Source organism: Fervidicoccaceae archaeon, from assembly GCA_038878695.1.
In the GTDB taxonomy this organism is placed as follows: Archaea; Thermoproteota; Thermoprotei_A; order Sulfolobales; family Fervidicoccaceae; genus JAVZVD01.
In genome coordinates this window covers 231,045-253,297 of sequence record JAVZVD010000002.1, presented here as the reverse complement: position 1 = coordinate 253,297, position 22,253 = coordinate 231,045, and the positions used below count along the sequence as shown (strand labels likewise).

Genomic DNA, 22,253 nt, shown 5'->3' with positions numbered 1-22,253 from the left:
GTTACCTCAACAGAGCCTCGAGGAGCTCGCGCGCCGTCGCTCCTCGGGTCAGCTGGATCTCCTCGGAGCTCATGAGTTCGATCGAGCTCGGGTCCTTCAAGGCGTTGCCCGTCAGCACCAAGACTACGACCTCGTCTCTGTCAAGGACCCCTGTCTCGAGGGCTCTCTGGTAACCGGCGTAGGTCGAGGCAGAGGCCGGCTCGACTAATATGCCCTCTCTCCTGGCCAGCTCTCTCTGAGCTCTCAGGATCTCCTCGTCGGAGACCTTGAGGACGGCGCCCCCGCTCTTCGCTATGGCTCTGAAGACCTTCGGCCAATTCACAGGCCTCCCGATCCTTATGGCCGTGGCCACGGTCTCCGGCTTATCGTAGAACACCGGCTCGGACAGGCCGCGCTCGAAGGCGTCTGCTATGGGCGCGGCGCCGGCGGCTTGAACTCCGATTAGCCTCGGAGGATCGTCGATTAGACCCATGGTCATGAGCTCCTCCGCGGCTTTCCAGCCGGCCGATATGTTTCCTCCATTGCCGACGGGGTACACCACCGCGTCCACTCGCCCGAGCTCCTCGAAGATCTCGAAGACGACAGTCTTCTGCCCCTCGAGCCTCCACGGGTTGAAAGAGTTCATGGGATAGAGATCGCCGCTCATCGACACGACTTCTCTGACCAGCTTGATGGCTTCATCGAAGGAGCCGTCGACCCATACGACCCTAGCTCCGTAGCCCAGAGCCTGCAGGAGCTTTCCGCGAGCCACCTTCCCTCTCGGCAGCACGACGGCCGCTCTCATTCCGGCCCTGGCAGCGTAGGCCGCCACGCTAGCCGAAGTGTTGCCCGTCGAGGCGCAGACGAGGCACTTCGCGCCAGAGTAGAGCGCCACGGTAGTGGCCACGCTTACTCCCCTGTCCTTGAAGCTGCCGGTCGGGTTGAGCCCCTCGAGCTTGAAGTATAGGGAGCCGCTCTCCCTAGATCTGACCAGAGGAGTGCCCCCCTCGCCCATGGTGACTGGAGGTATGGGCGGGGCGGGCAGAGCGCTGGCGTATCTCCAGACCCCCCTCCCCCGCGGCCTCCACTCTAGCTTCTCGAGTACGACCTCGAGTAGTCCGCTGCACTTCGGGCAAGCGAAGAGCTTAGGTTCCCCCTCGTGCTGAGCGCCGCACCTGATGCACTTGAGGCGCGCCCCGTCAATGAACCTTCTCGCGCGTGGGCTGTCGGCCGAGCTCAGGCTCTCCATGCTCCTCCTCCAGCGACTCGCGACGAAGGACGCCCGGCGGCGTCCCCGAAGGGACGCGAGCCCTCCGCGGCCGCCTTGTTCGACTCGAGTATTTTAATCGTTCGGGCTCGGCGGAGCCGCCCAGTTATAAACTCTGCGGCGACTCAAGGGAATGAGCCGGAATCGAAGCCGCCCGGTCGGGGAGAGCGCGTGGTCGCGCTGAGCGACGAGAGAGCGAAGAGGAGGGAGACGGAGCTGCTCCCGGAAGACGAGGCCGCGTTATCCTTGCTGAGGCCCTACGTGGCGGCGTGGTTCGTCGAGAAGTACGGCTCTATGACTGAGCCCCAGAGGAGAGCCATCCCGCTCATAAAAAGCGGGAAGAGCGTTCTCATCTCCTCTCCCACCGGGACCGGCAAGACGCTCGCGGCCTTCCTGGGGGTCCTCGACGAGCTCTTCGCGATGGCCGAGCGCGGCGAGCTCAGGGATCTCGTCTACGTCGTCTACGTCTCGCCCCTCAGGGCTCTCAACAACGACATGAGGAGGAACCTCGTTGAGCCCCTCGAGGAGATAAAGAGGGTCGCGGCCGAGGAGTGGGGCCTCGAGCTCCCCGAGATAAGAGTGGCGGTTAGAACGGGCGACACGCCTCCGAGCGAGAGGCAGAAGATGAACAGGAGGCCGCCGCACATCCTCATAACGACTCCTGAGAGCCTCTCTCTCGTCCTCGTGGCTCCCCGCTTCCGAGAGAACCTGAGGGAGACCAGATGGGTCATAGTCGATGAGATTCACGAGCTCGCCGGGAGTAAGAGGGGGTCGCACCTCTCGCTGCTCCTCGAGAGGCTCGAGGCGCTCGTCGGCAGAGAGCTGCAGAGAATAGGGCTCAGCGCCACGATAGCTCCGCTCGAGGAGATCGCGAGGTTCCTTGGGGGATACCGCGACGACGGTAGTCCGAGGCCGGTTGAGATAGTCGACGCTAGGTTCTACAAGGCCATCGACGTGAGAGTGCTCGTGCCCGAGGTGGATCTCGTCTACGCGAGGGCGGAGGAGTTCAACGAGGCGATCTACGGCCTGATCGCCGAGCTGGTCAAGCGACACAGAACCACGCTCATCTTCACGAATACGAGGAGCTCCACGGAGAGGGTCGTCTTCAAGTTGAAGAAGATGTTCGAGAGGAACGGCGTGGTCGAAATAGACGACATCGAGGCACATCACGGGAGTCTAAGCAGAGACCTCAGGCTGGACGTCGAGAGAAGACTGAAGGAGGGGAAGCTGAAGGTGGTGGTCAGCTCGACCAGCTTAGAGCTCGGCATAGACATAGGCTACATAGATCTAGTCGTGCTCCTCAGCAGCCCCAAGAGCGTCAGCAGGCTGCTCCAGCGCGTGGGGAGAGCGGGCCACAGGCTCTCCGAGGTCAGCAGGGGGAGGCTGATAGTCGTCGACAGAGACGACCTCTTAGAGTGCGCGGCGCTGGCCGACGCGGCCAGGAGGAGGCTCATCGATAGGACAAGGATTCCAAGGAACCCCCTCGACGTCCTAGCTCAGAATCTCGTAGCGATGAGTCTCGAGAGGAAGTGGAGAGTCGACGAGGCGTATAAGCTCGTGAGAAGGAGCTACTCCTTCCACTCGCTCAGCTTCGAGGACTTCGAGCGGATCCTGAGATTCCTCGGAGGCTTGGACGGCGAGCTCGAAGAGCATAGGGTATTCTCTAAGCTCTGGTACGATCCCCTCGAGGGGTCGTTCGGGAGGAAGAGAGGGGTGAGAGCGATATACTATCTGAATCAGGGCATAATACCCGACGAGGCAAAGGTGCGCGTCTTCGTCAAGAGCAGGAGAAAATACGTGGGAGACCTCGAGGAGGAGTTCGTGGAGCTGCTGTCTCCGGGGGACGTTTTCGTGCTCGGTGGGAGGACGTATAGGTTCCTGTCCAGCGAGGGAGGCAAGGTCTACGTCGAGGAGGCCGAGAAGGCTAGACCGACCGTGCCGAGCTGGTTCAGCGAGATGCTGCCGCTATCCTTCGACTCGGCCCTCCTGGTGGGGCGCCTCAGGAGGGAGATAGCCGAGAGGATCGAGTCCGGGGCCTCTCTGGAGGAGATAGCGCGAGAGCTGGCGGGGCGGCTCGAGCTCAGCGAGCACGCCGCCCGCGAGATGGCGCGCTACGTGCGCGAGCAATACGAGTTCACGGGCGGTGTCGTGGCTAGCGATAAGTTGATCCACGTGGAGCTCTACGATGAAGGAAGGTCGCGCAACGTCGTCTTCCACGCTCTCTTCGGGAGGAGAGTCAACGACGCTCTCTCGAGGGCTCTGGCGTTGATCGCGAGCGAGGAGCTCTCGACTCCGGTGCGTGTGACCATCTCGGACTACGCCTTCATGTTGACGATCGGCGGCAGACCATCGATAGAAGGCAAGGAGCTCTTGCTCGAGCTCAAGTCGAGGGGCCTCAGGCGAGTCCTGGAGAGAGCGGTGATGAGCACCGAGCTCATGAGGAGAAAGTTCAGGCACTGTGCGCAGAGGAGCTTCATGATCTTGAGGAGTTATAGGGGGAGAGAGAGGTCGCCTCACAGGCTCCAGCTCAGCGCTCAGAGCATTCTCGAGGCCCTCAGAGAGACAGATCACCCGATAGTCAAGGAGGCCCTCAGGGAAGTGATCGAGGATCACATGGACGTCGACAACGCCTCGCTAGTGCTCGATTGGATCGAGAGGGGAGAGATCGACGTAGTTCAGACCGAGCCCTCCGACGTGCCTAGCCCCTTCGCGCATCACATCGTTACCATGGGCTACGAGGACGTAGTGCTCATGGAGGATAAGAGGAGGATGCTGGCTGAGCTCCACAGGAGGGTGTTGCAGATGATGCTCCTGCGCGCCGAGGAGCGGGGACCTCGAGGGGCCCACGACTAGCGGCCTCTCTCAAGAGCTCGCTAGCCGCGCCACCTTAGCTCCGACCGGTGGGGGCCCTCAACTCGAGCAAGGAAGCTCCTTTGGGAGGCCCCCATCCTCCGGCTCGACGAGGACCCTCGCGGCCACGCCTCTACCGAGAGCCACTCGCACCCCCTCGACTTCCACGAGCAAGGGTCCTCGGCCGTTGTTGCTCACGACCTTCACGAGGGCTCCGGGAGCGAACCCCATCTCCATGAGCCTCCTCTCCAGGCCTCGGCCACGAGCTTGCACCGAGATTATCTTGGCCCTGATTCCCGGCCTCAACTCGGCCAGCGTCGTGGGCAAGGCACCTCACCTCGCTACGAAGATCGTCTCGGCCGTCCGCCTAGGAATGGTCACCTCGCGGCCCGCCACCTCGAGCTTGAGCTTGTCTCTCGAGCGCTCGATCACTCTCACCTTGGCGCCGGGCTCTAGCCCGGCTCGGACGGCCTCCTTCAGGGGCTCGAGGAGCTCCCCGGCCAGCCTCACCACGACATACTCATCGGCCTCGACATCGCTAAGCCTCATCACTCCGCCCTCGGCCTCCGCCTCCGCGCCCGGTATTGGGTTGCCGTGAGGACAGCGAGTCGGCCTGCCGATCAACTCGAAGATCCTCTGCACGATCTCGTCGGGCATGTGCTCGAATTTGTGAGCGTATACGTGCGAGGACACGAGGTCCATGCCAATGAGCTTGCTCAGGAAAGCCTCGGCCACTCTGTGTCTCCTGATTATCTCTTCGGCAGCTCTCCTACCGTCATCGGTGAGCCTGACTCCTCGATACTTGGTCCTGACCGCGAGCCCCCTCTTCTCTATAACTTCGAGCATCTTCGAGGCCGTGGCCGGAGTCACTCCGAGCTCTCTGGCCACCTGGACGGTCCTGGCCACTCCGTAGACCTCCTCGAGTCTGTAGACCGTCGTTATGTAGTCTTCGACCTCGGAGCCAGCGGTCTTCAGCATCTCTGCTCGGATATTTAGACGGATCCAAACCTTAAGACCTTAACGCGCTAAGGTTTTTTATTATACAATAATCTCCTTAAGATGAGCGGGGGAGCGGCCTCCGTTGAGGACTCCAATGGAGTATGTGGCGAGGCGTGTCACGCCAGCGCTGAGGGCCCTCGTCGTGAAGAGGCTGCTAGAGCGGGGACATAGCCAGTACAAGGTGTCCAGGCTATCGGGACTCTCTCAGCCCATGATAAATAAACTGGCCAGAGTCGATGAGGAGAGCCTGCTGAGCAAGCTAGAGAGAGCGGGACTCCCGAGGGACGAGGTCCTCCTAGCCGTCGACCTCGTGGCCGAGGCGGCCGAGAAGAGCCCCCTCGAGGCCCTGAAGCTCCTGAGCGTCTACGAGCTATCGGTCGTGGCTAGGAAGCTCATATGTCAGGGCTACGAGCGCGAGAACGCCGAGATCGAGGACTCTTGCACGGTGATAGACTCTCTATATTCGCGCGAGGACATCTACGTGGCCGAGACTAGAATGGCCTTTGAGAGATTCGAGAAGATACCCGGAGTAGTCGAGCTAGTGCCGGAGGTGGGAGCCAACATAGCCGTGGCGAGGCCGAGGGCATCGAGCTACCTCGAGGTGGTGGCCTTCCCCGGCAGGATAATCAAGCTAGACGAGAAGGTGATGGCCGTGGGCTCGCCCGTCTACGGGGGCAGCAAGCACACGGCCCACGTGCTCTTGCTGCTCTCCAAGGTAAGGCCAGAGATCAGAGCCTGCATTAGCATCAAAAGGCTCGAGCGCTTCGTGGAGGAGGCCAAGAGATGGGGCCTCAGGGTGTGCGAGGTGAGAGGAGAATACGCGAGCGAGGAGGAGCTCTTGGAGCTCCTGTCGAGAGAGGTCGAGGAGAGAGGACCATGCGACGTCATCGACGCGTCAAGGGGCCTCGGGATGGAGCCCATAGTTTACGTGCTGGGCAGGAGCGGACTCGAGGCGGTGGAGATCATCGGGAGGCTCCTCGCGTTGTCCTCCGAGAGACTCGAGTCCTCTCGAGCTCCGAATTCACTCCCCCAGCACGAGACCTCTGCCCGGCCACCAGGCTCGCTTGCCCAACGACTTGAGGAGGGCCGGCATCAAGAGAGGCTTCACCGCGAACGTATCTAGGAGCACCGAGATCATGATGGAGAGGCCGACCTGCCTCAGCATCGGGACGTCCGAGAGTAGCAGAGAAGAGAAGGCTCCGGCCAGTATGACGCCGCAGGCCGCCACCACGGCCCCCGTTCTCTCGACGGCCAGGAGCGTAGCCTCGTCCACCTCGAGACCAGCGCTCACGTTCTCTTTAGCTCTCGCGGCCAGGAAGACGCTGTAGTCCATGCCGACCGTGACCATGAGGCCGAAGGCGACGATCGGCGTGAACCAGTAGAGAGGCGACCTCGTGTATACGAAGCTGGCCTCCCTCATTGACTCGGCCATTATCGCGGCCGAGGCGAGTAGACCGGCGAAAGTGCTGAGGAGCACCATCGCTAGGAACGAGAGGGGGACTAGTAGAGATCCCATGCTCGCGATCATGTAGATCAAGACGAAGAGCATGACGATGGGGACCGTGAAGGTCCAATAGCTCTTGGTCACGAGGCTGATTAGGTCTATCCTCAATGCGGAGTACCCCGTCACGAGGGCTCTCGGGTCCAAGGACTTCGCGGCTTCTCTCAGCTTGGGCACTAATTCGAAGAGCCTGTCATCGAGAGGATCCACGTCCAGTCTGAGGACGGCTAGGGTCCACCCATCGATCGCCGAAGCCTCGACTCCTCTGACGTGCTCCATCGCCGAGAGCAGGGATAGGCGCTCGGCCGAGTCCGATGGTAGCAGGACGTAGATCGTCGAGTAGGACTCGGTCGGGAAGAACTCGTGCAACGTCCTGCCCGCCTTCAAGACGTCGGAGTTCTCGGGCATGGCGAGATATATATTGGCCGTAGGAGGGGTGGCCGCGTAGAGCGCGACTAGGAGCGCCGCCAACGCGACGGAGGCCGCGGCGACCGGCGCGCTGACTCCGAGCAGAGGAGCCGCAGCTCTCCTGAGGACTGCGCCTTGCCTCGCCGCCGGGAGCTTGAGAGCCCTCGAGGGCCAGAACGACCATCTCTCCCCGAGGAGTAGAAGCAGTGAGGGGAGCAGCGTGTAGCTGGAGAGGAAGCCGATCGCGGACGCGATTGCGAGAGCCAGGCCGGCGCTCCTTATCACAGGCTGAGGCGTGAGAGCGTAAGCAGAGAAGCCCAGGACCACGGCTACTCCGCCCACGAGGAGGGCTCTGCCCACTCTGGACTTCGCCACGGCAACGGCCTCGTCCCAGCTCAGCCCTCTCGCCCTCTCCTCTGCCACCCTGAATAGGTAGAACAGAGAGTAGTCGACGGTTATGCCGAAGACGAGGGGGAATATCGTGCTCCTAGTGAGATAGTAGAAGTCCAGCTTCGTGGCGAGGAGGCTGAGAAGCCCGAGAGCAGCGACGGCAGCCAGACCCGTCGTGACGAGTACTATAGCTGGCGCGGCTAGGCTCGCCGTGAGGGCCAGGAGCAGCGCAACGACCAGCGCGATGGTCGCTCTATCTATTCTCTTGACCTCGCTCGCGGTATTCTTCGCGAGCTCGGCCCAGAGCGCCACGGAGCCTGTCGCGTAGGCCTCCTCGGTTACTCTCTCGAGAGAGGTCTTGAGCCGCGACAGCAGGGTCCAGGCCTCCTCGACCGAGATCTTCTCCCTAAAAAAGGCGAAGGCCAGCGCGTAGTCGCCGGCGAGGAACTTCCTCCTGACCTCCTCGGGCAGAGCATTCGGGAAGGGGGCGAGCCTCTCGATCAGGTCTCCGCAACTCCTCGAGGCAGCTTCCCGGGGATCGGCCCCGGCCAGCACGTCGTCGAGAGCGCGCTCGGCGCAAGCGCCCAGGCGCTGAGAGAGCCTTGACATCACGATCGATCGCGCCCCGCTCGTTGGGTCTTCCGTGAGGACCTCGAATTCCTCAAGGCTCACGCCTAAAGATGCCGCCCCAGAGCGCTGATAGACGTAAGCTATCACGGCAGCTCTATCGGTGTAGTTCGAGAAGTCGAAGCTCGAGAGCAGCTCCTTCAGCTCGGAGCTGATCGATCCCGCGGCCTCGATGAGGGCCGCTCTCGCGGCCTCCTCGCGTCCGAGCGCTCGAGAAAGCTCGACGAACTTCTCGTGAAAGACTCCCACGAGGGGGGCCAGCTCGGGCGGAGCCAGGGAGAGCAGAGAGTCTCGCGCCGAGGAGGCGGGGTCGGGCGAGCCGGCCTCCTCGGCTCTCTCGTAGAACTCGAGGTAGAGGCGCGCGGCCGAGTAGGCGGTGTTGAGGATCCTCGACGCGTCATCGACTGCTCTCGACGCCTCGCGCCCCATCCTCTCTAGGGCCTCGACCGAGTCAGCGGCGCTCCTAAGAGCTTCGGCGAGTCTGCTCTCGACCTCGCTCAGGACGATATCGTAGACCCGAGCCGCCCCCACGACGCTGACCCCGTAGTCCGCGGCAGCGCGCGATATCTCGGCCTCCACCTCTCTGCACGTGCTCAGATCGTTGGGCGAGAATACGACGAGCACGTAGTCGCCCGAGGTCACTCCCAGCTCGCGGAGAACGCGGAGGCCGACGTAGCTCTCGGCCTCTTTGGGCACGAAGGGCTCCTCAGTGTAGACGAGCCTCGACTCGAGCCTCAGAGCCTCGAAGGCTAGAAAGGCGCAGACGACCAGCCACGCTATCAGGAGAGCTAGCATAGCGCGTCTCAAGGCGGTCAGCCACCGGGGGAGGGGGCCGAGGCCTCTCGGCGAGCGAAAGCAGAGAGGCCTCGAGGGGGCTCGCGCGATTAAGCTCCCCGGCTCCTTTTAAAGGCGAGCCCGCGGCGGGGGCGCGAGGCGGTCTACGCTTCCGAGAGCAGAGCTCAATCGTTGTTCGACGTGAGTCGCTCCTTTCTCGGAGGCCTCCGCACCGATAAGAGCGCGCTCAGCGCGACGAACCTCACGAAGCCTATCGCCGCTGCGGCCAGAGCATAACTCGTCGACTTGATAACTAAGCGCTGGCACATCTTAACCCATCTCCTGGTCGGGAAGAGGCTCAGACAGACTCACCCGGACGCGCTCCGCACGACTCAGATAAAAAGAGGAGGGTGGAGGAGAGAAGCGGTGGCGGTGAACACGCCTGGAGGGCCCTCGCTGCTCGACCGACCTCGCTCTGCTCTCGTGCGCGTCGACGCTGGTGCTGCTTGCCGCCGCGTCTTACCAAGACGCGCGAGAGAGAATGATATCCTACAGGACGCTCTACGCGGCGGCCCCCGTCGCGGCGGCCCTCTACGCGCTGCTCGCGTCAAGGGAGGCTCTGAGCCCGGCCGTCGCCGCGCTCTCTCTCTCGCAGACGGGGCTTATGGCGGGGGCGATCTGTCTGCTCAGCGCGAGAGGCCTCATGGGGAGAGCCGATGCCCCTCTGGCGCTACTAGTAGGGGCGCTGAACCCCTATCTCGTCCTGGCGGGCCCCATCCCGACCACGCCGCTCGTCGCGACTTTCGCGATCGGGCTGGTCTATCCTCTCGCCGTGGTCTCTCGCAACGTCTACTGCAACTCGAGGAGGGTGCGCGAGTTCTCGAGGCTCACGAGAGGCCTCCCCCTCTTCAAGAGGGCCGTCCTCTTCCTCGCGGGCAAGACCATGAGCGTGGACGAGTTTAAGCGGAGCAGGTTCTATTTCCCGCTGGTAGTTGAGGGCGCACCAGCGAGGCTAGTCTTCGACGCGGAGAGGGAGCCCCTCAGCGGCGCGGAGCACGAGGTCTCCGGGAGCCACGTGATAGCGAGCTACGGCATGGCCTTCGCTCTGCTCCTCCTCATCGGCTACGCGACTTACTCGGTCCTGATCGCTTTGGGCCTCCTGGTCTTAATCTGTTAGCTGAGAGCTCCTTCGACCTCGGGGCGAGAGGGGAGCGATCGATCGCGAACGCAGATATAGGCCCCGAGCCAAAGTGAGAGCGAGTGTCGGGCCTTGACCGAGATGCTGGACCCTGTCCAGGGCCCGGAGCACATACCTCACCCCCTGGCCATTGTCACTGCCGGAGATCCGAGCAAGCCAGGCGAGAGAGGGGGAATGGCCGCCGCCTGGCTCTCGAGAGTCTCGTGGAAACCGCCCATGGTCGCGGTCTCGATTCACCCCTCGAGGCACACGCTCGAGCTCGTGAGGAGATTCGGGGCCTTCGCCGTCAACCTGGTCTCGCGGAGGCTCGAGGAGGCGACGATGAGGGTCTTCGGCGAGCTGAGCGGTCGAGAGGCCGACAAGTTCTCGGTCGCCGGCATAACGCCTCGCCCCGCGAGGAGAATCGTGGCCCCGGTGATCTCCGAGGCCCCCGTCGTTCTCGAGTGCAATCTGGTGAAGACCGTGGAGGTCGGAGACCACGTCCTAGTGATCGGGGAGGTCGTGGAGGCCTACAAGAACAGCGATGAGGAGCCTATGGTCTGGCTGCGAGGAGAGACTCGGAGACTACTAGAGGAGAGGCGGTGAGGGTGAGCCTCGCGCCAAAGCGCGAAAAGAAGCGCGCCTAGCTCCATCGCTCGATTTCTCTCCGTCACCTGTTGGACTCGTCCCGAGAGCTCCCCGACGCGGGCCGCGCCTCTTCTCCAGCTCTCTCGCCGAGTCGCTCGAGCGCGAGCCAGAGCACGTAGAGAGCTCTGGCCCTCTTCTCGAGAGCTCTTCTCAGCTCCGCCTCCGCCCTCTTCCCCCGCCCCTCCTCGACGAGCTCCGAGAGGATCCTGTGGAGGTCCGAGGCCTCGACCCACTCGAGCCTCTCCCCGGCCAACTTCACCTCCGAGGCCAGGGCTCCGACGCTCGCCGGCTCGAGCCCCAGCCCCCTCATCTTCTCGGAGACGTCGAGTAGGGAGACCTCTCCTCGCTCCAGTAATCTCTCCAGCCTCTTGAGGCCCGATATCTTGGCCAGCTTGAGAGAGGCCTGAGAGCTCGAGACCACGAGCCTGAAGCCCTCGTACAACGCCAGGTCCTCGATCGCGACCTCGAGAGCTCGCAGCTCCCCGATGGGAGAGGCCCCGGGGATCAGCGGGATGACCTCGAGCGCGCTGGCCGAGCTCTCTCCGTTGAACACCGCCACGCACGTCAAGACTCTGGGGAGAGCCCCCTCCTCTAGGACGTGGGCCACTCCCTCAATCGAGGCGAGCCTCAGGGCCCTGCTAGGCTTATCGACGACGAGCTCCGAGCCTCTCAACGCCAAGCGTATCTTGTCGCGCAGGGCTATGTAGTCGATAACCCTCCTAGCGGCCAGCTTGACGCGCTCCCACTCCAGCCCCAGCGACGTGAAATCGCTGTAGGCTATGTCGTCTGTCATGCCAAGCAAGACGAGGTCCAGCTCGTCGGGCTCGTATTTCTCGAGCGAGGAGGCGATGGAGGGCCAGTCTGCCGCCTCGAGAAAGCCGGCGGCCTCGGGCTCGTGCAACTCGAAGAACTTCTTCTCCCCGATCCTCTCAACGCCGTACTCGATGAGGCTCAGCGGGACTCCGGCGGTCCTCCTGAGGAACACCTTGAGGAGAGCTAAGCCGAGCCTGAGCAGGACCGGGTCCTCCCTCTCCTCGACCTCGAACAGGTAGCCGTACGTGTAGTCCTCGTATTGGCCGTGAACATCGGTCGGCACGTAGACGACCCTCCTATCGTAGAAGACCGAGAGCCTCCCCGCGATCCTAGCGAGCCTGGGCCTCTCGCTCACGACGAACCAGAGCACTCTATTGGGCACTTTCAAGTAGCGCCCGAACCCCCTCTTGGGGGGGTAGACGACGCAGTTGACCTCGCTGTGGACCCTGCCGCGCGCCACGTCGTGGAGAAGTCTAGGCTGCTCGCCCCACCTGAGCTTGAGATCCTCGTAGGACTCGAGGGCGTCCAGCAGAGCATCGACCTCTCTCAGGAGCTTGTAGGTGAGCCTCCTCTCGTGGACCGCCGCGACGGTCCTGCCGGTCCTCCCCAACACGTGCTCCACCACGATGGAGTCCTCTGCTAGGTCGAAGCAGCCGGGCTGGAACCTCTCGACGAGGTCGCAGCGCCCGATCTCCTCGAGGGGGCGCCTGCCCCCGTCTTCGTCGACGAGGTAGCGCTTGATTCCGTATGGGGGGCCGAACTCGTAGAAGTTGATCCTCTCCCAGATTCTCCTCAGCCTCCGCTCGTTGAGCGAGCCATCGCGGCTCAGCACGCCGGCGGCCTCCAGAGCCCTCCTCTCTCGCTCATCGAGCTCTCTGCCCAGCCAGGGCGAGACGAGCTTCGCGATCCCGGTGAAGAGCGAGATGTAGAGGTTGCTCGGATTGACTTGGACCCTCTCGAGAGGCAGCGAGAGCCACTTCTTGAACGTGTCGAGCCCCTTAGAGAGGAGTTCCCAGTCCCAGAGGCCGAGGGGGATCACGATGCTCTCAGTGAAGGGTATGTCCTCTCTCCTCCCCTTTCTGCCCTCTCTCTGCCTGAACTCCCTGACCTCCTCGGGGAGGCCGTAGTGCACGACCCTAACGATCGTCCCCACATCTATGCCCTGCGAGAGGGTCCTCGGCGAGACGATGATTTTGAGCTCCCCGCGCCTCGCCTTCTCCTCGATCTCCTCCCTCCTCTCTTTCGGGACGAGGTGGTGATGCGAGGCCACGAGGTCTCCCAGCCTCTCCCTCAGCTTTCTGGTCAGCTCCTCGGCTCTCGCGATGCTGCGCGTGAAGACTAGGGTCACGCCGTCGCTCTCGGCGCAGCTCGAGAGCACCTCCTCGGGGTCGAGGCCCGGGCTCGGCACGTCGCGGCCTAGAGCCGAGAGAGCCGCTAAGAATCTGAAGGGGTCTCTCGAGAACTTCTCGTAGGAGCGCAGAGCTTCCGCGAACTCCGCGCCGAGCTCCTCGACCCTCTTTGGGTCGAGCGGCAGCGACCTGATCTTTTCCCATACACTCCTCAGGTCCTTGCCAAGGACGACGATCAGTCTGTTCTCGACCTGGAAGGGCTCTCCGTCGACGATCGAGCACTCCCGCCCAGTCTCGGTCTTCAGGAAAGAACACAGGTCCTCGGGGTTCGCTAGCGTGGCCGTTAGGACGGCGACTTGGAGCCCTCCGCTCATCCTCGTCAGGAATCTTACTATCGCCATCAGCAGGGCCAGAGACCTCGGCCCGTAGAAGTCCACCTCATCGATCACGAGGAGCTTTAGGTCTCGGAAGACCGAGGCCAGGAGAGGCCTCGAGGGGTGCTCGAGCGCGACCTTGAGCTCGTGCAGGAGGAAGGCCGGATTGGTAGTCACAATAGAGGCCTCGGCCAGAGCTCTCCTGAGAGCTCCGACCCCCTTCTCTCTCGCGAATCTCGCCCTCTCGAGAGCGTCTATTTTCAGCGCCCTCCTCCCCACGGCCCTCGCGTAGACCTCGAGCCTCTTGATCTGATCGGCCCCCAGAGCCAGCGTGGGGTAGACCGCGAGAACCTTGAAGGTCTGCTCCCTCGAGGCTCTCTTGAGCGCGTAAAGGGCCCAGGCCTCCGTCTTGCCCGAGCCCGCCCCGGAGCGGAGCACGAGGTTCTCCCCGCGGGAAAGAGCCTCGAGCGCCAGCAGCTGGTGATAGTAGAGCCTCTTGCCGGAGAGCCAGGGAGCCTCGCGCTCTATCCCGGGTATGATGTCGTCGAAAGAGACCTCGGATCTCCTCGGCAGGACTCGAGGCGAGACGTCGACTATCACCTCGTAGCCCATCGACCTCAATCGCTCGGCCGTATCGGCCACGATCATTTCTCAGAGCTCCTCTCGCGCTAGTCCCTAGCTCTCTTCCTCTCTTTATAGCGCTCGGACCCCTCGCGCTAAACTTTATAGAGCGACGAGGGGAGAAACCCCCCCGAGCTCGGCGGGCCCGTCGTCTAGCTGGCCAGGACGCCGCCCTGACGCGGCGGAGGTCCGGGGTTCAACTCCCCGCGGGCCCACTGATTGGGTTCGTTCTCGCTCGCGGAGCTCGAGGCGAGCCGACTCTCCGAGAGCCGGCGTTTATTAACTCCTTAGAGGTTTTAGATATATCGAGATAGAGCTGTCCGCTCATGTTCAGGCCGAGGCCTCTGTACCGAGGATCCTTTGGTCTACTCGTCCTCAAGATCCTCGAAGAGAGGGGAGAGGCTACGGGTTACGATCTGATGAAAGAGCTGAGGAGGCTCACTCACGAGCTCTACTCGCCGAGCCCAGGCCACGTCTACCCGCTGCTCAGGTCCCTGGAGAGGAGGGGCTTGGTCGCGTCTAGGAGGATCGACGAGAGGGTCCTCTACTCCCTCACCGAGAGGGGCAAGAGGGAGCTCGAGGAGAGGAGAGCGGAGGCCGAGGAGCTCCTGGAGAAGATCAAGCTCGTCACGAGCGACGATAAGCTCTCCGTGCACTTGGCCCTAAAGAAGCTCGTGGCCACGATCTTCGTCTACTCTCACGCCGTGGTGGGCGAGAAGGCGGTCGAGGTCTCTAGAATAATCGAGGAGGCCAGGGCCAAGATCGAGGAGCTCCTATCGAAGAGATAGAGGCGAGGCGCGTGGCTGGGGGGGCTGTCGTAGTCGAGGGCCTCGAGAAGATCTACTCGAGCGGCGTCAGAGCCCTCAAGGGCGTATCGTTCTCGGTGGAGGGGGGCGAGATATTCGGGCTTCTGGGCCCCAACGGGGCGGGCAAGACCACGCTCGTGAGGATATTGTCGACGCTCCTCAAGCCTACCAGAGGCAGAGCTCTCGTCGCAGGCCACGACGTGGTGGAGAGGCCGAACGACGTGAGGAGATCGATCGGCTACGTCCCTCAAGAGACATCGGTCGACGACGACCTCACGGGCTGGGAGAACCTGATGCTACAGGCCAGGCTCTACCACGTACCTCGGGCCGAGGCCGAGACGAGAGCCCGAGAGCTCTTAGATTTGCTGGAGCTCACCGACGCCGCGCGGAGAAAGGTCGAGACATATTCGGGGGGCATGAGGAGAAGGCTCGAGCTGGCCGGGGCTCTGCTCCACGAGCCGAGCGTCCTCTTCCTCGACGAGCCCACGCTTGGCCTCGACGTTCACACCAGAGCCAAGATATGGGAATACGTCGAGAGGCTCAGGAGAGAGCGAGGCGTGACGATACTCATGACGACTCACTACATGGAGGAGGCAGACGCTCTCTGCGATAGAGTCGCCATAATCGACGAGGGCGAGATAAAGGCGGTCGGCAGCCCGAGCGAGCTGAAGAGCTCTATAGGCGGAGACGTCATAGAGCTCGAGGCTCCCGAAGTCGGCGACGGGGAGATCGGGATCCTGAGGAGAGAGCTCGGCAGAGACGTCATCGATGTAGCCCTCGTAAATGGCGTGCTCAGAGTCAAGGCGCGCAGCGGCGAGAAGCTCTTGCCTAGGTTGATCGAGCTCCTCTTAACCAACGGCGTGAGGATAGAGAGCGTAACGCTCAAGAGGCCCGCGCTCGACGAGGTATTCCTCGAGCTGACCGGCAGTAGGCTTAGAGACGAGCGCTGGAGCAGAGAGGACTTCCGCAGGTTCAGGGCAACGCTGAGAGCCAGGAGAGCGTGAGGACCTTGAGCTCGCTTGAGCTGTTTTCCGAGCTGTGGGCCCTCACAGAGAGGGAGCTCGCGAAGTTCCTGAGGTCTCCCGTGATCGTCCTGATGATGATAATCCAGCCCGCTCTCTGGATCGGGCTCTTCGGCAAGGCCTTCAACGTGACGGGCCTCCTGAGGATCCCCGAGGAGGTCCTCGAGAAGCTGCCCCCCTACGTTACTCAGCAAGTTCAGCAGATCGTCAACGAGTCCCTTCGGAGGCTTTTCGGTTCTCCCGACGTCGATTACTTCAGCTACATGGCCGTCGGAATGGCGGCCGTGGCGGTGCTCTTCGCGGGGTTCAGCGGGGGGATGAGCATGTCGTGGGATAGGAGGCTCGGCTACTTGGAGAAGCTCCTGGCCGCCCCGGTGAGGAGGGAGAGCATACTCTTGGCCAAGGTCTTAGGCGCCTCGGTGAGAGGCCTCATTCAAGCCTCCCTCATTCTGCTGATCGCCGCGCCTATGGGCCTGAGGCTGAGGCCCGCTGGCGCGGCCGGGGTGGCTCTGGCCGCGCTGGGCCTCTTCGCCCTCGCGCTGGGCCTCTCCTCCCTCTTCACGGCAGTGACCGTGAGAGTGAAGAGCTGGGAGGTCCAGATGGCCGCTATGAACCTTCTTAATCTACCGCTCATGTTCGCGAGCAGAGTGCTCTACCCCTCTTCTATAATGCCCTCCTGGCTCAGGCCCGTGGCCGAGGCGAACCCTCTCTCGCACGCCGCGGACCTCTGCAGGGAGGCCCTCCTCTACGGGAACTCAGTCGCGCTAACCTCTCTCCTCGCGGAGGCCCTCATCCTTGCCGCCTTCTCTGGCGCGCTGCTCCTGGGCGGCCTCCTCGTTGCCAGGAGGGCGCTCGAGACGGTTGAGTGAGAGCTACGAGCAGACTCACGTAAATAAAGGTCAGAGAGAACATGGGAGACTGAGCGCGGGAGTGCAGACGGCATGAGTTGACTAAGAGCCAGAGCTCGCGGGCGGGTCGGAGAGCTTCTCGTGAGGCTCGCCGGGGTCCGCGACGCGCGCAAGATCTATGAGATATACTCGAGCGAGCTCGAGGCCCTCGACCCGGAGAGCTACGACTGGCTAGAGGCCTTCATAAGAGTCAGGTCCAAGCGCGGCAGAGTGCTTGTCGCCGAGATGGGCGGAGAGATCGTGGGCTTCGCCGTGATATATAAGCACAGAGACGAGGCCTACATCAGCGCTATCGCAGTAGATCGGGACTTTCGAGGAATGGGCGTGGGGAGCTCTCTGTTGGAGGAGGCGCAGAGGATCCTGTCGGAGGAGGGGGCGAGGAGGCTCAGCCTAAGCGTCAAGAGCGACAACCTGGCGGCTCTCGACTTCTACCTGCGGAGAGGCTTCGCCTTCAGGAGGCTCGTCCTCCTCATGGAGGCTGAGCCGACCGAGTTGCCGGAGCGAGCCGAGGAGGGCTACTCGGTGAGGCTCGGGAGAGCAGGGCGCGTCAGATTCTCGAGGCTCAGGCCCACTGCTTGGTGGTGGAACCTAACCGAGTCGGTGGACAGACTCGTCTACAAGAAGTTCCGCGGGCGAGTCGGCGCCGTACTCGTCTATAGGGGTTCGATGCTCAGGGGAGCGGCGGAGTATACTCCGGACGGCAAGCTCCTCGTAGATTATCTGGCTGTGTCCTCTTACTCATTGAGGGAAGCTCTTAGAGCCTTGTTGGTAGGGCTAAGGAGGCGGGCCGAGGAATTCGGGGCCGAAGCCGTGAGGATCCCCGTCGATGCCACGAAGTCGGGCATCACGGCGTTCCTGGTGGAGTGCGGCTTCGGCGTGTCTGGGAGCGAGTACGTGCTCGAGAAGAGCCTCGAGCAGCGCGCGGGCGGTCGACGGCCCCTCGAGTTAGGCTCGTCGAGCTCGAGAAGCTGAGGTAAATGAGCTGAGAACTTCGAGCTCCTCCGGCGGGACTCGGCGGACTACGACGAAGCCGTCCCTCCTCACGTAGACCCTGAGTCTTCTCCCTAGCGAGGCGCCCTTGCTCGCCGACGCCCTTCTAAGAGCCTCGACCACCTCCGTGAACGTCTCCTTGAGCTTTACCCCGACCTCGTCGGCCGCCCTAAACACACTCAACGCCGCCTCCTCGACGCCGACCCCCTCTTCTAACTCGACCACCGCGGTCGAGGACAGCTCCAGGAAGATTTCCAAAGTTTCGAGGGCCAGCCTCAGCTTCTCTCGAGCCCTCTTCTCTATCACTGATACGTTCTCCCTCGAGGTCCCCAGCGCCTCTGCCACCTTCTCCTGAGTGAGGCCTCTCAGCCTCAACCTCAGGACCTCGATTTGTCTCTCGGTCAGGAAACCGCGCCTACTCTTAGAGCTCACGCGCCTCGACCTCCACCGAGTGTTAGCACGCCCCCTCCTCTTTCCCAAACTCTCTCTCGAGATCCGCGAGGAGCCCTCCTCGGGCCTCAGTCGAGAGGAGCGACGAGTCTAGGAGAGCGTGATAAGCCAGGTGGCGCGCGCCCGCTCCCAAGTATATTGAGGCCTCGAGCGAGTAGAGCTCGGAGGCCCTTCGCGGATCCTCCGGTAGAGCCAGCGAGGCCTCCGAGAATAAGTCAGAGTGCCTACCCGAGAGCTCTAAGACGCCTCGCCAGAGCTCGGACCTGGGCTTGGGGTCCTCGAGGTCCTCGGGCCTGTTCACGTTGGCGAAAGTCCTAGGGTCTTCGGAGAGGAGCCCCGTCCCAGCCAAGAGAAGCCTCCTCGCTGCTCTGTGCAGATCTGTCGGCCTGCAGAGCCCTTTCCTCGCTCTCGCGAGCGCGGAGAACCTCTCCGCCGCGCGCCTCTCGGCGTAGGCTATCAGAGGCTCCAACGCCCCCCCGGCCCAGAGGGGCGAAGCCGCTTCAGCGCCTCTGCTCGCGGCCAGCGAAGCCAGGGCGGAGAGGGGGCCGGCGGCGAGCCAGGGGGCGTCGCCCGGAGCAATGAGATAAGCGTCGGCCTCGATCTCGTCGAAGACCGCGAGGAGCCCTCGAGCGGGGCCTCTGCACTCCTCCTCGCGATCGAGGACCAGGAGAGCCCTGGGGAGGACGCTCGCGAGCGAGCTCGCGAGCTCTCTCCTCGTCGAGACGACGACCTCCTCGGCTCCGGCCTCTACTAGGGCCCTCGCTACCCTGACCACCATAGGCTCGCCCCCCACCTCTCTGAGGAGCTTATTAGATCCGAAGCGTCTCGAGCGCCCCCCGGCTAGGATCACCCCCAGCAAGCTCAACTGGTCCGCCCCAGCGCGATATGCTCGCAAGGGCTTTATTTTACGACGCCGGAGCCCTCGCGGCGAGCCCTCTTGGGGACGCGGAGCTTAGCCCGCGACGCCGAGCTCTTGAGCGTCGAGGAGGCGAGGCGCAGGCTCTTCGAGAAGTTCTCTCTGCCTCTGAGGAGAACGAGGATTCCCGTCGAGGAGGCCTTAGGCAGAGTGCTCGCCGAGGACGTCGTCGCGCCCTTCGACAGGCCGCGCTATGATGAAGCGTTCTACGACGGCTACGCCCTGAGGAGCGAGGATACAGCGGGAGCCACTGAGGAGAGGCCCGCGAGACTTAAGATAGTCGGCTCGATGAGCACGCTCGACGAGCCCTCGAGCATGAAGTTGGCCGAGGGCCAGGCCGCCTACGTTCCATGCGGGGCCCCTCTGCCCCTGGGAGCGGACGCGGTGTTGAGGCTCGAGGAGGCGGCGGTCGATGGCGGAGAGCTGATAGTAACGCGCAAGTTGAAGCCAATGGAGAGTGTGATTAGGAGAGCCACAGACTTCGGGAGGGGCGAGGTGCTTCTGAGACGGGGCAGAGTGCTGAGGCCGCAGGATCTCTGCCTCCTCATGGAGATAGGAGCCTCGGAGGTGGAAGTGCTGGAGAGGCCGAGAGCAGTCCTCGTGCCGGTGGGCAGCGATCTCACCGAGAGGGCCAGGAGAGGAGTGAGGTTCCCCGACAACTACGCGAGGATGGTGGCGCTATTCCTCGAGCTGCTCGGGGTATCGACTCGAGTCTCTCCCCCGATCCCCGACGAACCCAAGCTCGTGGAGGGAGCGATCGAGGAGTCTCTACTCGAGGCGGACCTGGTCCTCGCGGTGGGGGGAGTCTCCGTTTCGAGAGAGGACGTAGTGCCGTCGGTCGTGAGAGAGATGGGAGAGATCGTCTTTCACGGGGTTGCGGTGAGCCCCGGCAAGGTGAGCGGATTCGCCGTGATTCGAGACAAGCCGCTCTTCATGGTTCCAGCTCACGTGGGTTCGACCATGGCTTGTCTGCTGCTCTTCGTGGCACCGGCCATCTCGTCAGCTCTGACGGGAAACGACGACCCGTACGTCGTGGTCTCGGCGAGGCTAACGCGAGATGCGAGGGGGAGGGCAGATAGAGCGGCTCTCAAGTTCTTCGCGCTCGAGCGCGAGGGCTCGGAGATTAACGCGCGCCCGGTCGAGGGCCCGCTGGGAGGATCCCCCCTCATCACGATGCTCACGAAGAGCTCGGGCTTCGCTGTGATCGGGCCCGGGGAGGCTAAGAGAGCGGGCGAGCTGATCGAGGCGAGGCTCCTGCCCTACACGCTCATGTACGCTTGACTCTCACGCTGTTGCCCACAACGTAGAACTCCCCATCTTCTCTAACCTCGAGTTTGAAGATCGGGGCCTCGGCCTTGACCCTCTCGAGGGCGCTTGAGAGGGCCTCGAGCGCTCTCTTCCTATCTCTCGCCGAGACTGCAATGAACAGAGCTATGTCCCCCGGGGAGAGCTCGCCGGAGGCGTGCGCTATGACCACCGAATTGACATTGGGATCCGACGAGAAGCTCTCGCTTATCTCGCGCAACTTGCGAGAGGCGAAGGGCTCGTAGGCCTCGTAGACCAATCTCTTGACTCTCTTACCATCCACTAAGCCCTTCACGCAGCCTACGAAGATCGCTATGCCCCCAAAGCCCTCAGGCCCCCCGGAGCTCGCGAGCTCGCGGAGCAGAGAGGCGACGTCCTCGGGCGTCACCTTATCTAGGACCGAGCCCTCGAATCTCCGAGTCAAGCCTCATCCACCCGAGGGGATCGGCGCGAGAGCCACTTCGTCTTCCTCCCTCAACGTGGGGTCTCCTCTCGCGGCCTCGCCATTGATCAGGACGAGCGACGGATGAGCCCTGAGGGCCTCGGCGAGCCGCGGGAGCTCGCGCGAAAGGACTTCGATTAGCTCCGAGAGCTTGGAGCCGTCCTCGAGCTCTACCTCGAGCTCGCCGATACCCCCGGCCGCGTCTCGGAACAGCGAGAAGAGCCTCACCCTGATTCTCAAGGTCCAGCCCCTTCCTTCCTCTTCTCCACGACTCTGACCCCCTCGATCCTCGTCTCCGGATACAGGCCTAGCTCGTCCTTTTCGTGCTTCTTCACCATGTCCCATATCGTCAGGAGAGCGGCCGAGACGCCGACGAGGGCCTCCATCTCGGCCCCTGTCTTCGCGGTGGTCTTCACCGAGACCCTCACTCTGACCCCTTCCTCGAGTAGCTCGTGCTCGACGCCGACCCACTCGATCGGTATATTGTGGGCCAGAGGTAGGAGCTCCGGCGTCCTCTTCACGGCCAGCACGGCCGCGACGCTGCTCACAGCGAGCACGTCGCCCTTTTCGACAGCCCCGGCTCTTATCCTCTCGACGGTCTCTCTCCTCAGCCTGATCACGCCCTCGGCCACCGAGACCCTAACGACCTCGGGCTTTGACGATACATCGATCATCTTGAGGGCCTCGCTCAAGCGCCTCGCCTCGCCCTATACGTCGGGGACCTCGAGAGCCAGAAATACGACAGAGCCCCGATTAGGCCCTCGAGGTCTCCAGTTCTCAGCCACGGCCTCAGGTCAAGCGAGGGCCCCCCGTAGAGACACGCCCTGGCCACGCCCTCAGGCGACACTCTGAGCCTCACACAGGCGGAGCACATCTCGAGGTCGGCGTAGCCTTTCACCACGTCGACTTTCGCGCCGCTCGGCAAGACGTAGACAGGCCTTCTGTGGAGCTCCCTCCTGTAAAAGTAAGAGGCCAACGACGAGAGCTCCGCTTCGACTTCTCCGAGGCCCACGTGTTCGCGCCTCCACCACTCGAGCCCGTTGGGTTCCACCGGCACGAGCTCTATCAAACTCACGTCGAAGCCTTCCCTCGACGCGAGCTCCAACAGCTCCCTCAGCTCCCCGGCGTTCGACCTCATGACGGTGAAATTCAGCTTGACTTTCATTCCGGCTCTCTTGGCCGCTCTAGCTCCCTCCAGGACCTCCTCAAGGGATCCTCCCCTCGTGATCTCCCCGAAAAAGTCTCGGGTTCAACGAGTGGAGGCTGATGTTGACTCTGCGCAGACCCGCCTCGGCCAGCTCCCGGGCCAAGTCGCTCAAAAGAGAACCGTTCGTAGTCATCGAGATCTCGTTAATTCCGCCCCGCTTAGCGGCCGAGACGAGATCCACCGCGTCTCCCCTCGTCAGGGGCTCCCCGCCGGTCAGCTTCGCCTCCGAGGCCCCGAGCGATGAGGCGGCCCTCGCGAGGAGCTCGACCTCGCGAGGCCTCAGCTCCTCGACCGGTCCTCTCTCGAGCCCCTCCGCGTGACAGAAGAAGCATCTGAAGTTGCATCTGTAAGTGACGCTAATCCTGAGCCCCCTCAGCGGACGCGAGAAGCGATCGATCAACATTAGCGCTGGCCACCGCTCGAGCCTCCG

At 63.0% G+C, this 22,253-nt stretch carries 21 protein-coding genes, 1 tRNA gene and 1 pseudogene; 10 read left to right on the top strand and 13 right to left on the bottom strand.

What is annotated here, in order from left to right:
• Position 1 precedes the first annotated feature (1 nt).
• Positions 2-1,228 carry a threonine synthase gene (gene thrC / locus QXU97_04720; protein MEM4035896.1) on the bottom strand — a complete coding sequence of 409 codons (1,227 nt, stop codon included), beginning with the start codon at positions 1,226-1,228 and terminating at the stop codon, positions 2-4.
• A gap of 189 nt (positions 1,229-1,417) precedes the next feature.
• Between thrC and QXU97_04715 the strand changes: the two genes are divergently transcribed.
• Positions 1,418-4,099, top strand: coding sequence for an ATP-dependent helicase (locus QXU97_04715; GenBank protein ID MEM4035895.1), 2,682 nt, complete (start codon positions 1,418-1,420; stop codon positions 4,097-4,099).
• 57 nt (positions 4,100-4,156) lie between these two features.
• Here the strand turns inward: QXU97_04715 and QXU97_04710 are convergent, their stop codons facing one another.
• Together QXU97_04710 and QXU97_04705 are read right to left on the bottom strand one after the other, a co-directional pair.
• Positions 4,157-4,423: a FeoA family protein gene (locus QXU97_04710; protein ID MEM4035894.1), complete on the bottom strand. Its 267-nt coding sequence runs from the start codon at positions 4,421-4,423 to the stop codon at positions 4,157-4,159.
• Positions 4,424-4,429: 6 nt separating this feature from the next.
• On the bottom strand, positions 4,430-5,074 hold the full coding sequence (locus QXU97_04705) for a metal-dependent transcriptional regulator (GenBank protein ID MEM4035893.1): 645 nt from the start codon (positions 5,072-5,074) through the stop codon (positions 4,430-4,432).
• Between the two features lie 103 nt (positions 5,075-5,177).
• Between QXU97_04705 and QXU97_04700 the strand changes: the two genes are divergently transcribed.
• Complete coding sequence (locus QXU97_04700) at positions 5,178-6,218, top strand: thiamine-phosphate synthase family protein (GenBank protein ID MEM4035892.1); 1,041 nt, start codon at positions 5,178-5,180, stop codon at positions 6,216-6,218.
• On the opposite strand, the gene QXU97_04695 is transcribed toward QXU97_04700, so the two are convergent.
• Together QXU97_04695 and QXU97_04690 are read right to left on the bottom strand one after the other, a co-directional pair.
• A complete protein-coding gene (locus QXU97_04695) occupies positions 6,117-8,828 on the bottom strand; it encodes an MMPL family transporter (GenBank protein ID MEM4035891.1) in 2,712 nt (903 codons plus the stop codon). The genes QXU97_04700 and QXU97_04695 overlap by 102 nt on opposite strands.
• Before the next feature lie 152 nt (positions 8,829-8,980).
• Complete coding sequence (locus QXU97_04690) at positions 8,981-9,124, bottom strand: hypothetical protein (GenBank protein MEM4035890.1); 144 nt, start codon at positions 9,122-9,124, stop codon at positions 8,981-8,983.
• A 170-nt stretch (positions 9,125-9,294) separates the two neighbouring features.
• On the opposite strand from QXU97_04690, the gene QXU97_04685 reads away from it, so the two are divergent.
• Positions 9,295-9,972: a hypothetical protein gene (locus QXU97_04685; protein ID MEM4035889.1), complete on the top strand. Its 678-nt coding sequence runs from the start codon at positions 9,295-9,297 to the stop codon at positions 9,970-9,972.
• Between the two features lie 102 nt (positions 9,973-10,074).
• A complete protein-coding gene (locus tag QXU97_04680; protein MEM4035888.1) occupies positions 10,075-10,578 on the top strand; it encodes a flavin reductase family protein in 504 nt (167 codons plus the stop codon).
• Between the two features lie 64 nt (positions 10,579-10,642).
• Here the strand turns inward: QXU97_04680 and QXU97_04675 are convergent, their stop codons facing one another.
• A complete protein-coding gene (locus tag QXU97_04675) occupies positions 10,643-13,804 on the bottom strand; it encodes a helicase-related protein (GenBank protein ID MEM4035887.1) in 3,162 nt (1,053 codons plus the stop codon).
• 114 nt (positions 13,805-13,918) lie between these two features.
• Between QXU97_04675 and QXU97_04670 the strand changes: the two genes are divergently transcribed.
• From QXU97_04670 to QXU97_04650, 5 genes and pseudogenes are all read left to right on the top strand, one after another.
• Positions 13,919-13,992 (top strand) — tRNA-Val (locus tag QXU97_04670).
• A gap of 111 nt (positions 13,993-14,103) precedes the next feature.
• Positions 14,104-14,565: a PadR family transcriptional regulator gene (locus tag QXU97_04665; GenBank protein MEM4035886.1), complete on the top strand. Its 462-nt coding sequence runs from the start codon at positions 14,104-14,106 to the stop codon at positions 14,563-14,565.
• 11 nt (positions 14,566-14,576) lie between these two features.
• On the top strand, positions 14,577-15,587 hold the full coding sequence (locus tag QXU97_04660) for an ATP-binding cassette domain-containing protein (GenBank protein ID MEM4035885.1): 1,011 nt from the start codon (positions 14,577-14,579) through the stop codon (positions 15,585-15,587).
• A gap of 5 nt (positions 15,588-15,592) precedes the next feature.
• Complete coding sequence (locus QXU97_04655) at positions 15,593-16,474, top strand: ABC transporter permease (protein ID MEM4035884.1); 882 nt, start codon at positions 15,593-15,595, stop codon at positions 16,472-16,474.
• 117 nt (positions 16,475-16,591) lie between these two features.
• Positions 16,592-17,485: pseudogene (locus QXU97_04650) on the top strand (GNAT family N-acetyltransferase).
• Here the strand turns inward: QXU97_04650 and QXU97_04645 are convergent.
• Together QXU97_04645 and QXU97_04640 are read right to left on the bottom strand one after the other, a co-directional pair.
• Complete coding sequence (locus QXU97_04645; protein ID MEM4035883.1) at positions 17,459-17,935, bottom strand: Tfx family DNA-binding protein; 477 nt, start codon at positions 17,933-17,935, stop codon at positions 17,459-17,461. The pseudogene QXU97_04650 and the gene QXU97_04645 sit on opposite strands and share 27 nt — an antisense overlap.
• A gap of 22 nt (positions 17,936-17,957) precedes the next feature.
• A complete protein-coding gene (locus QXU97_04640) occupies positions 17,958-18,818 on the bottom strand; it encodes a molybdenum cofactor guanylyltransferase (GenBank protein ID MEM4035882.1) in 861 nt (286 codons plus the stop codon).
• 72 nt (positions 18,819-18,890) lie between these two features.
• Between QXU97_04640 and QXU97_04635 the strand changes: the two genes are divergently transcribed.
• Positions 18,891-20,150 carry a molybdopterin molybdotransferase MoeA gene (locus QXU97_04635; protein ID MEM4035881.1) on the top strand — a complete coding sequence of 420 codons (1,260 nt, stop codon included), beginning with the start codon at positions 18,891-18,893 and terminating at the stop codon, positions 20,148-20,150.
• Here the strand turns inward: QXU97_04635 and QXU97_04630 are convergent.
• The 5 genes from QXU97_04630 to QXU97_04610 are packed head-to-tail and all read right to left on the bottom strand — an operon-like array spanning position 20,137 to position 22,223.
• A complete protein-coding gene (locus QXU97_04630; GenBank protein ID MEM4035880.1) occupies positions 20,137-20,598 on the bottom strand; it encodes a molybdenum cofactor biosynthesis protein MoaE in 462 nt (153 codons plus the stop codon). The genes QXU97_04635 and QXU97_04630 overlap by 14 nt on opposite strands.
• Positions 20,599-20,601: 3 nt before the next feature.
• Positions 20,602-20,856: a MoaD/ThiS family protein gene (locus QXU97_04625; GenBank protein ID MEM4035879.1), complete on the bottom strand. Its 255-nt coding sequence runs from the start codon at positions 20,854-20,856 to the stop codon at positions 20,602-20,604.
• On the bottom strand, positions 20,853-21,308 hold the full coding sequence (gene moaC / locus QXU97_04620) for a cyclic pyranopterin monophosphate synthase MoaC (protein MEM4035878.1): 456 nt from the start codon (positions 21,306-21,308) through the stop codon (positions 20,853-20,855). The genes QXU97_04625 and moaC overlap by 4 nt, the downstream gene beginning before the upstream one ends.
• Entirely contained in the window at positions 21,305-21,781 is a 477-nt protein-coding gene (locus tag QXU97_04615) for a hypothetical protein (GenBank protein MEM4035877.1), read from the bottom strand. The genes moaC and QXU97_04615 overlap by 4 nt, the downstream gene beginning before the upstream one ends.
• Before the next feature lie 40 nt (positions 21,782-21,821).
• On the bottom strand, positions 21,822-22,223 hold the full coding sequence (locus tag QXU97_04610; GenBank protein MEM4035876.1) for a radical SAM protein: 402 nt from the start codon (positions 22,221-22,223) through the stop codon (positions 21,822-21,824).
• Positions 22,224-22,253 lie beyond the last annotated feature (30 nt).

Coding starts and splice junctions, on each gene's coding strand:
- QXU97_04665 (MEM4035886.1), top strand. CDS start 14,104: ATGTTCAGGCCGAGGCCTCTGTACCGAGGATCCTTTGGTCTACTCGTC.
- QXU97_04675 (MEM4035887.1), bottom strand. CDS start 13,804: ATGATCGTGGCCGATACGGCCGAGCGATTGAGGTCGATGGGCTACGAG.
- QXU97_04705 (MEM4035893.1), bottom strand. CDS start 5,074: ATGCTGAAGACCGCTGGCTCCGAGGTCGAAGACTACATAACGACGGTC.
- QXU97_04680 (MEM4035888.1), top strand. CDS start 10,075: ATGCTGGACCCTGTCCAGGGCCCGGAGCACATACCTCACCCCCTGGCC.
- QXU97_04615 (MEM4035877.1), bottom strand. CDS start 21,781: ATGAAAGTCAAGCTGAATTTCACCGTCATGAGGTCGAACGCCGGGGAG.
- thrC (MEM4035896.1), bottom strand. CDS start 1,228: ATGGAGAGCCTGAGCTCGGCCGACAGCCCACGCGCGAGAAGGTTCATT.
- QXU97_04690 (MEM4035890.1), bottom strand. CDS start 9,124: ATGTGCCAGCGCTTAGTTATCAAGTCGACGAGTTATGCTCTGGCCGCA.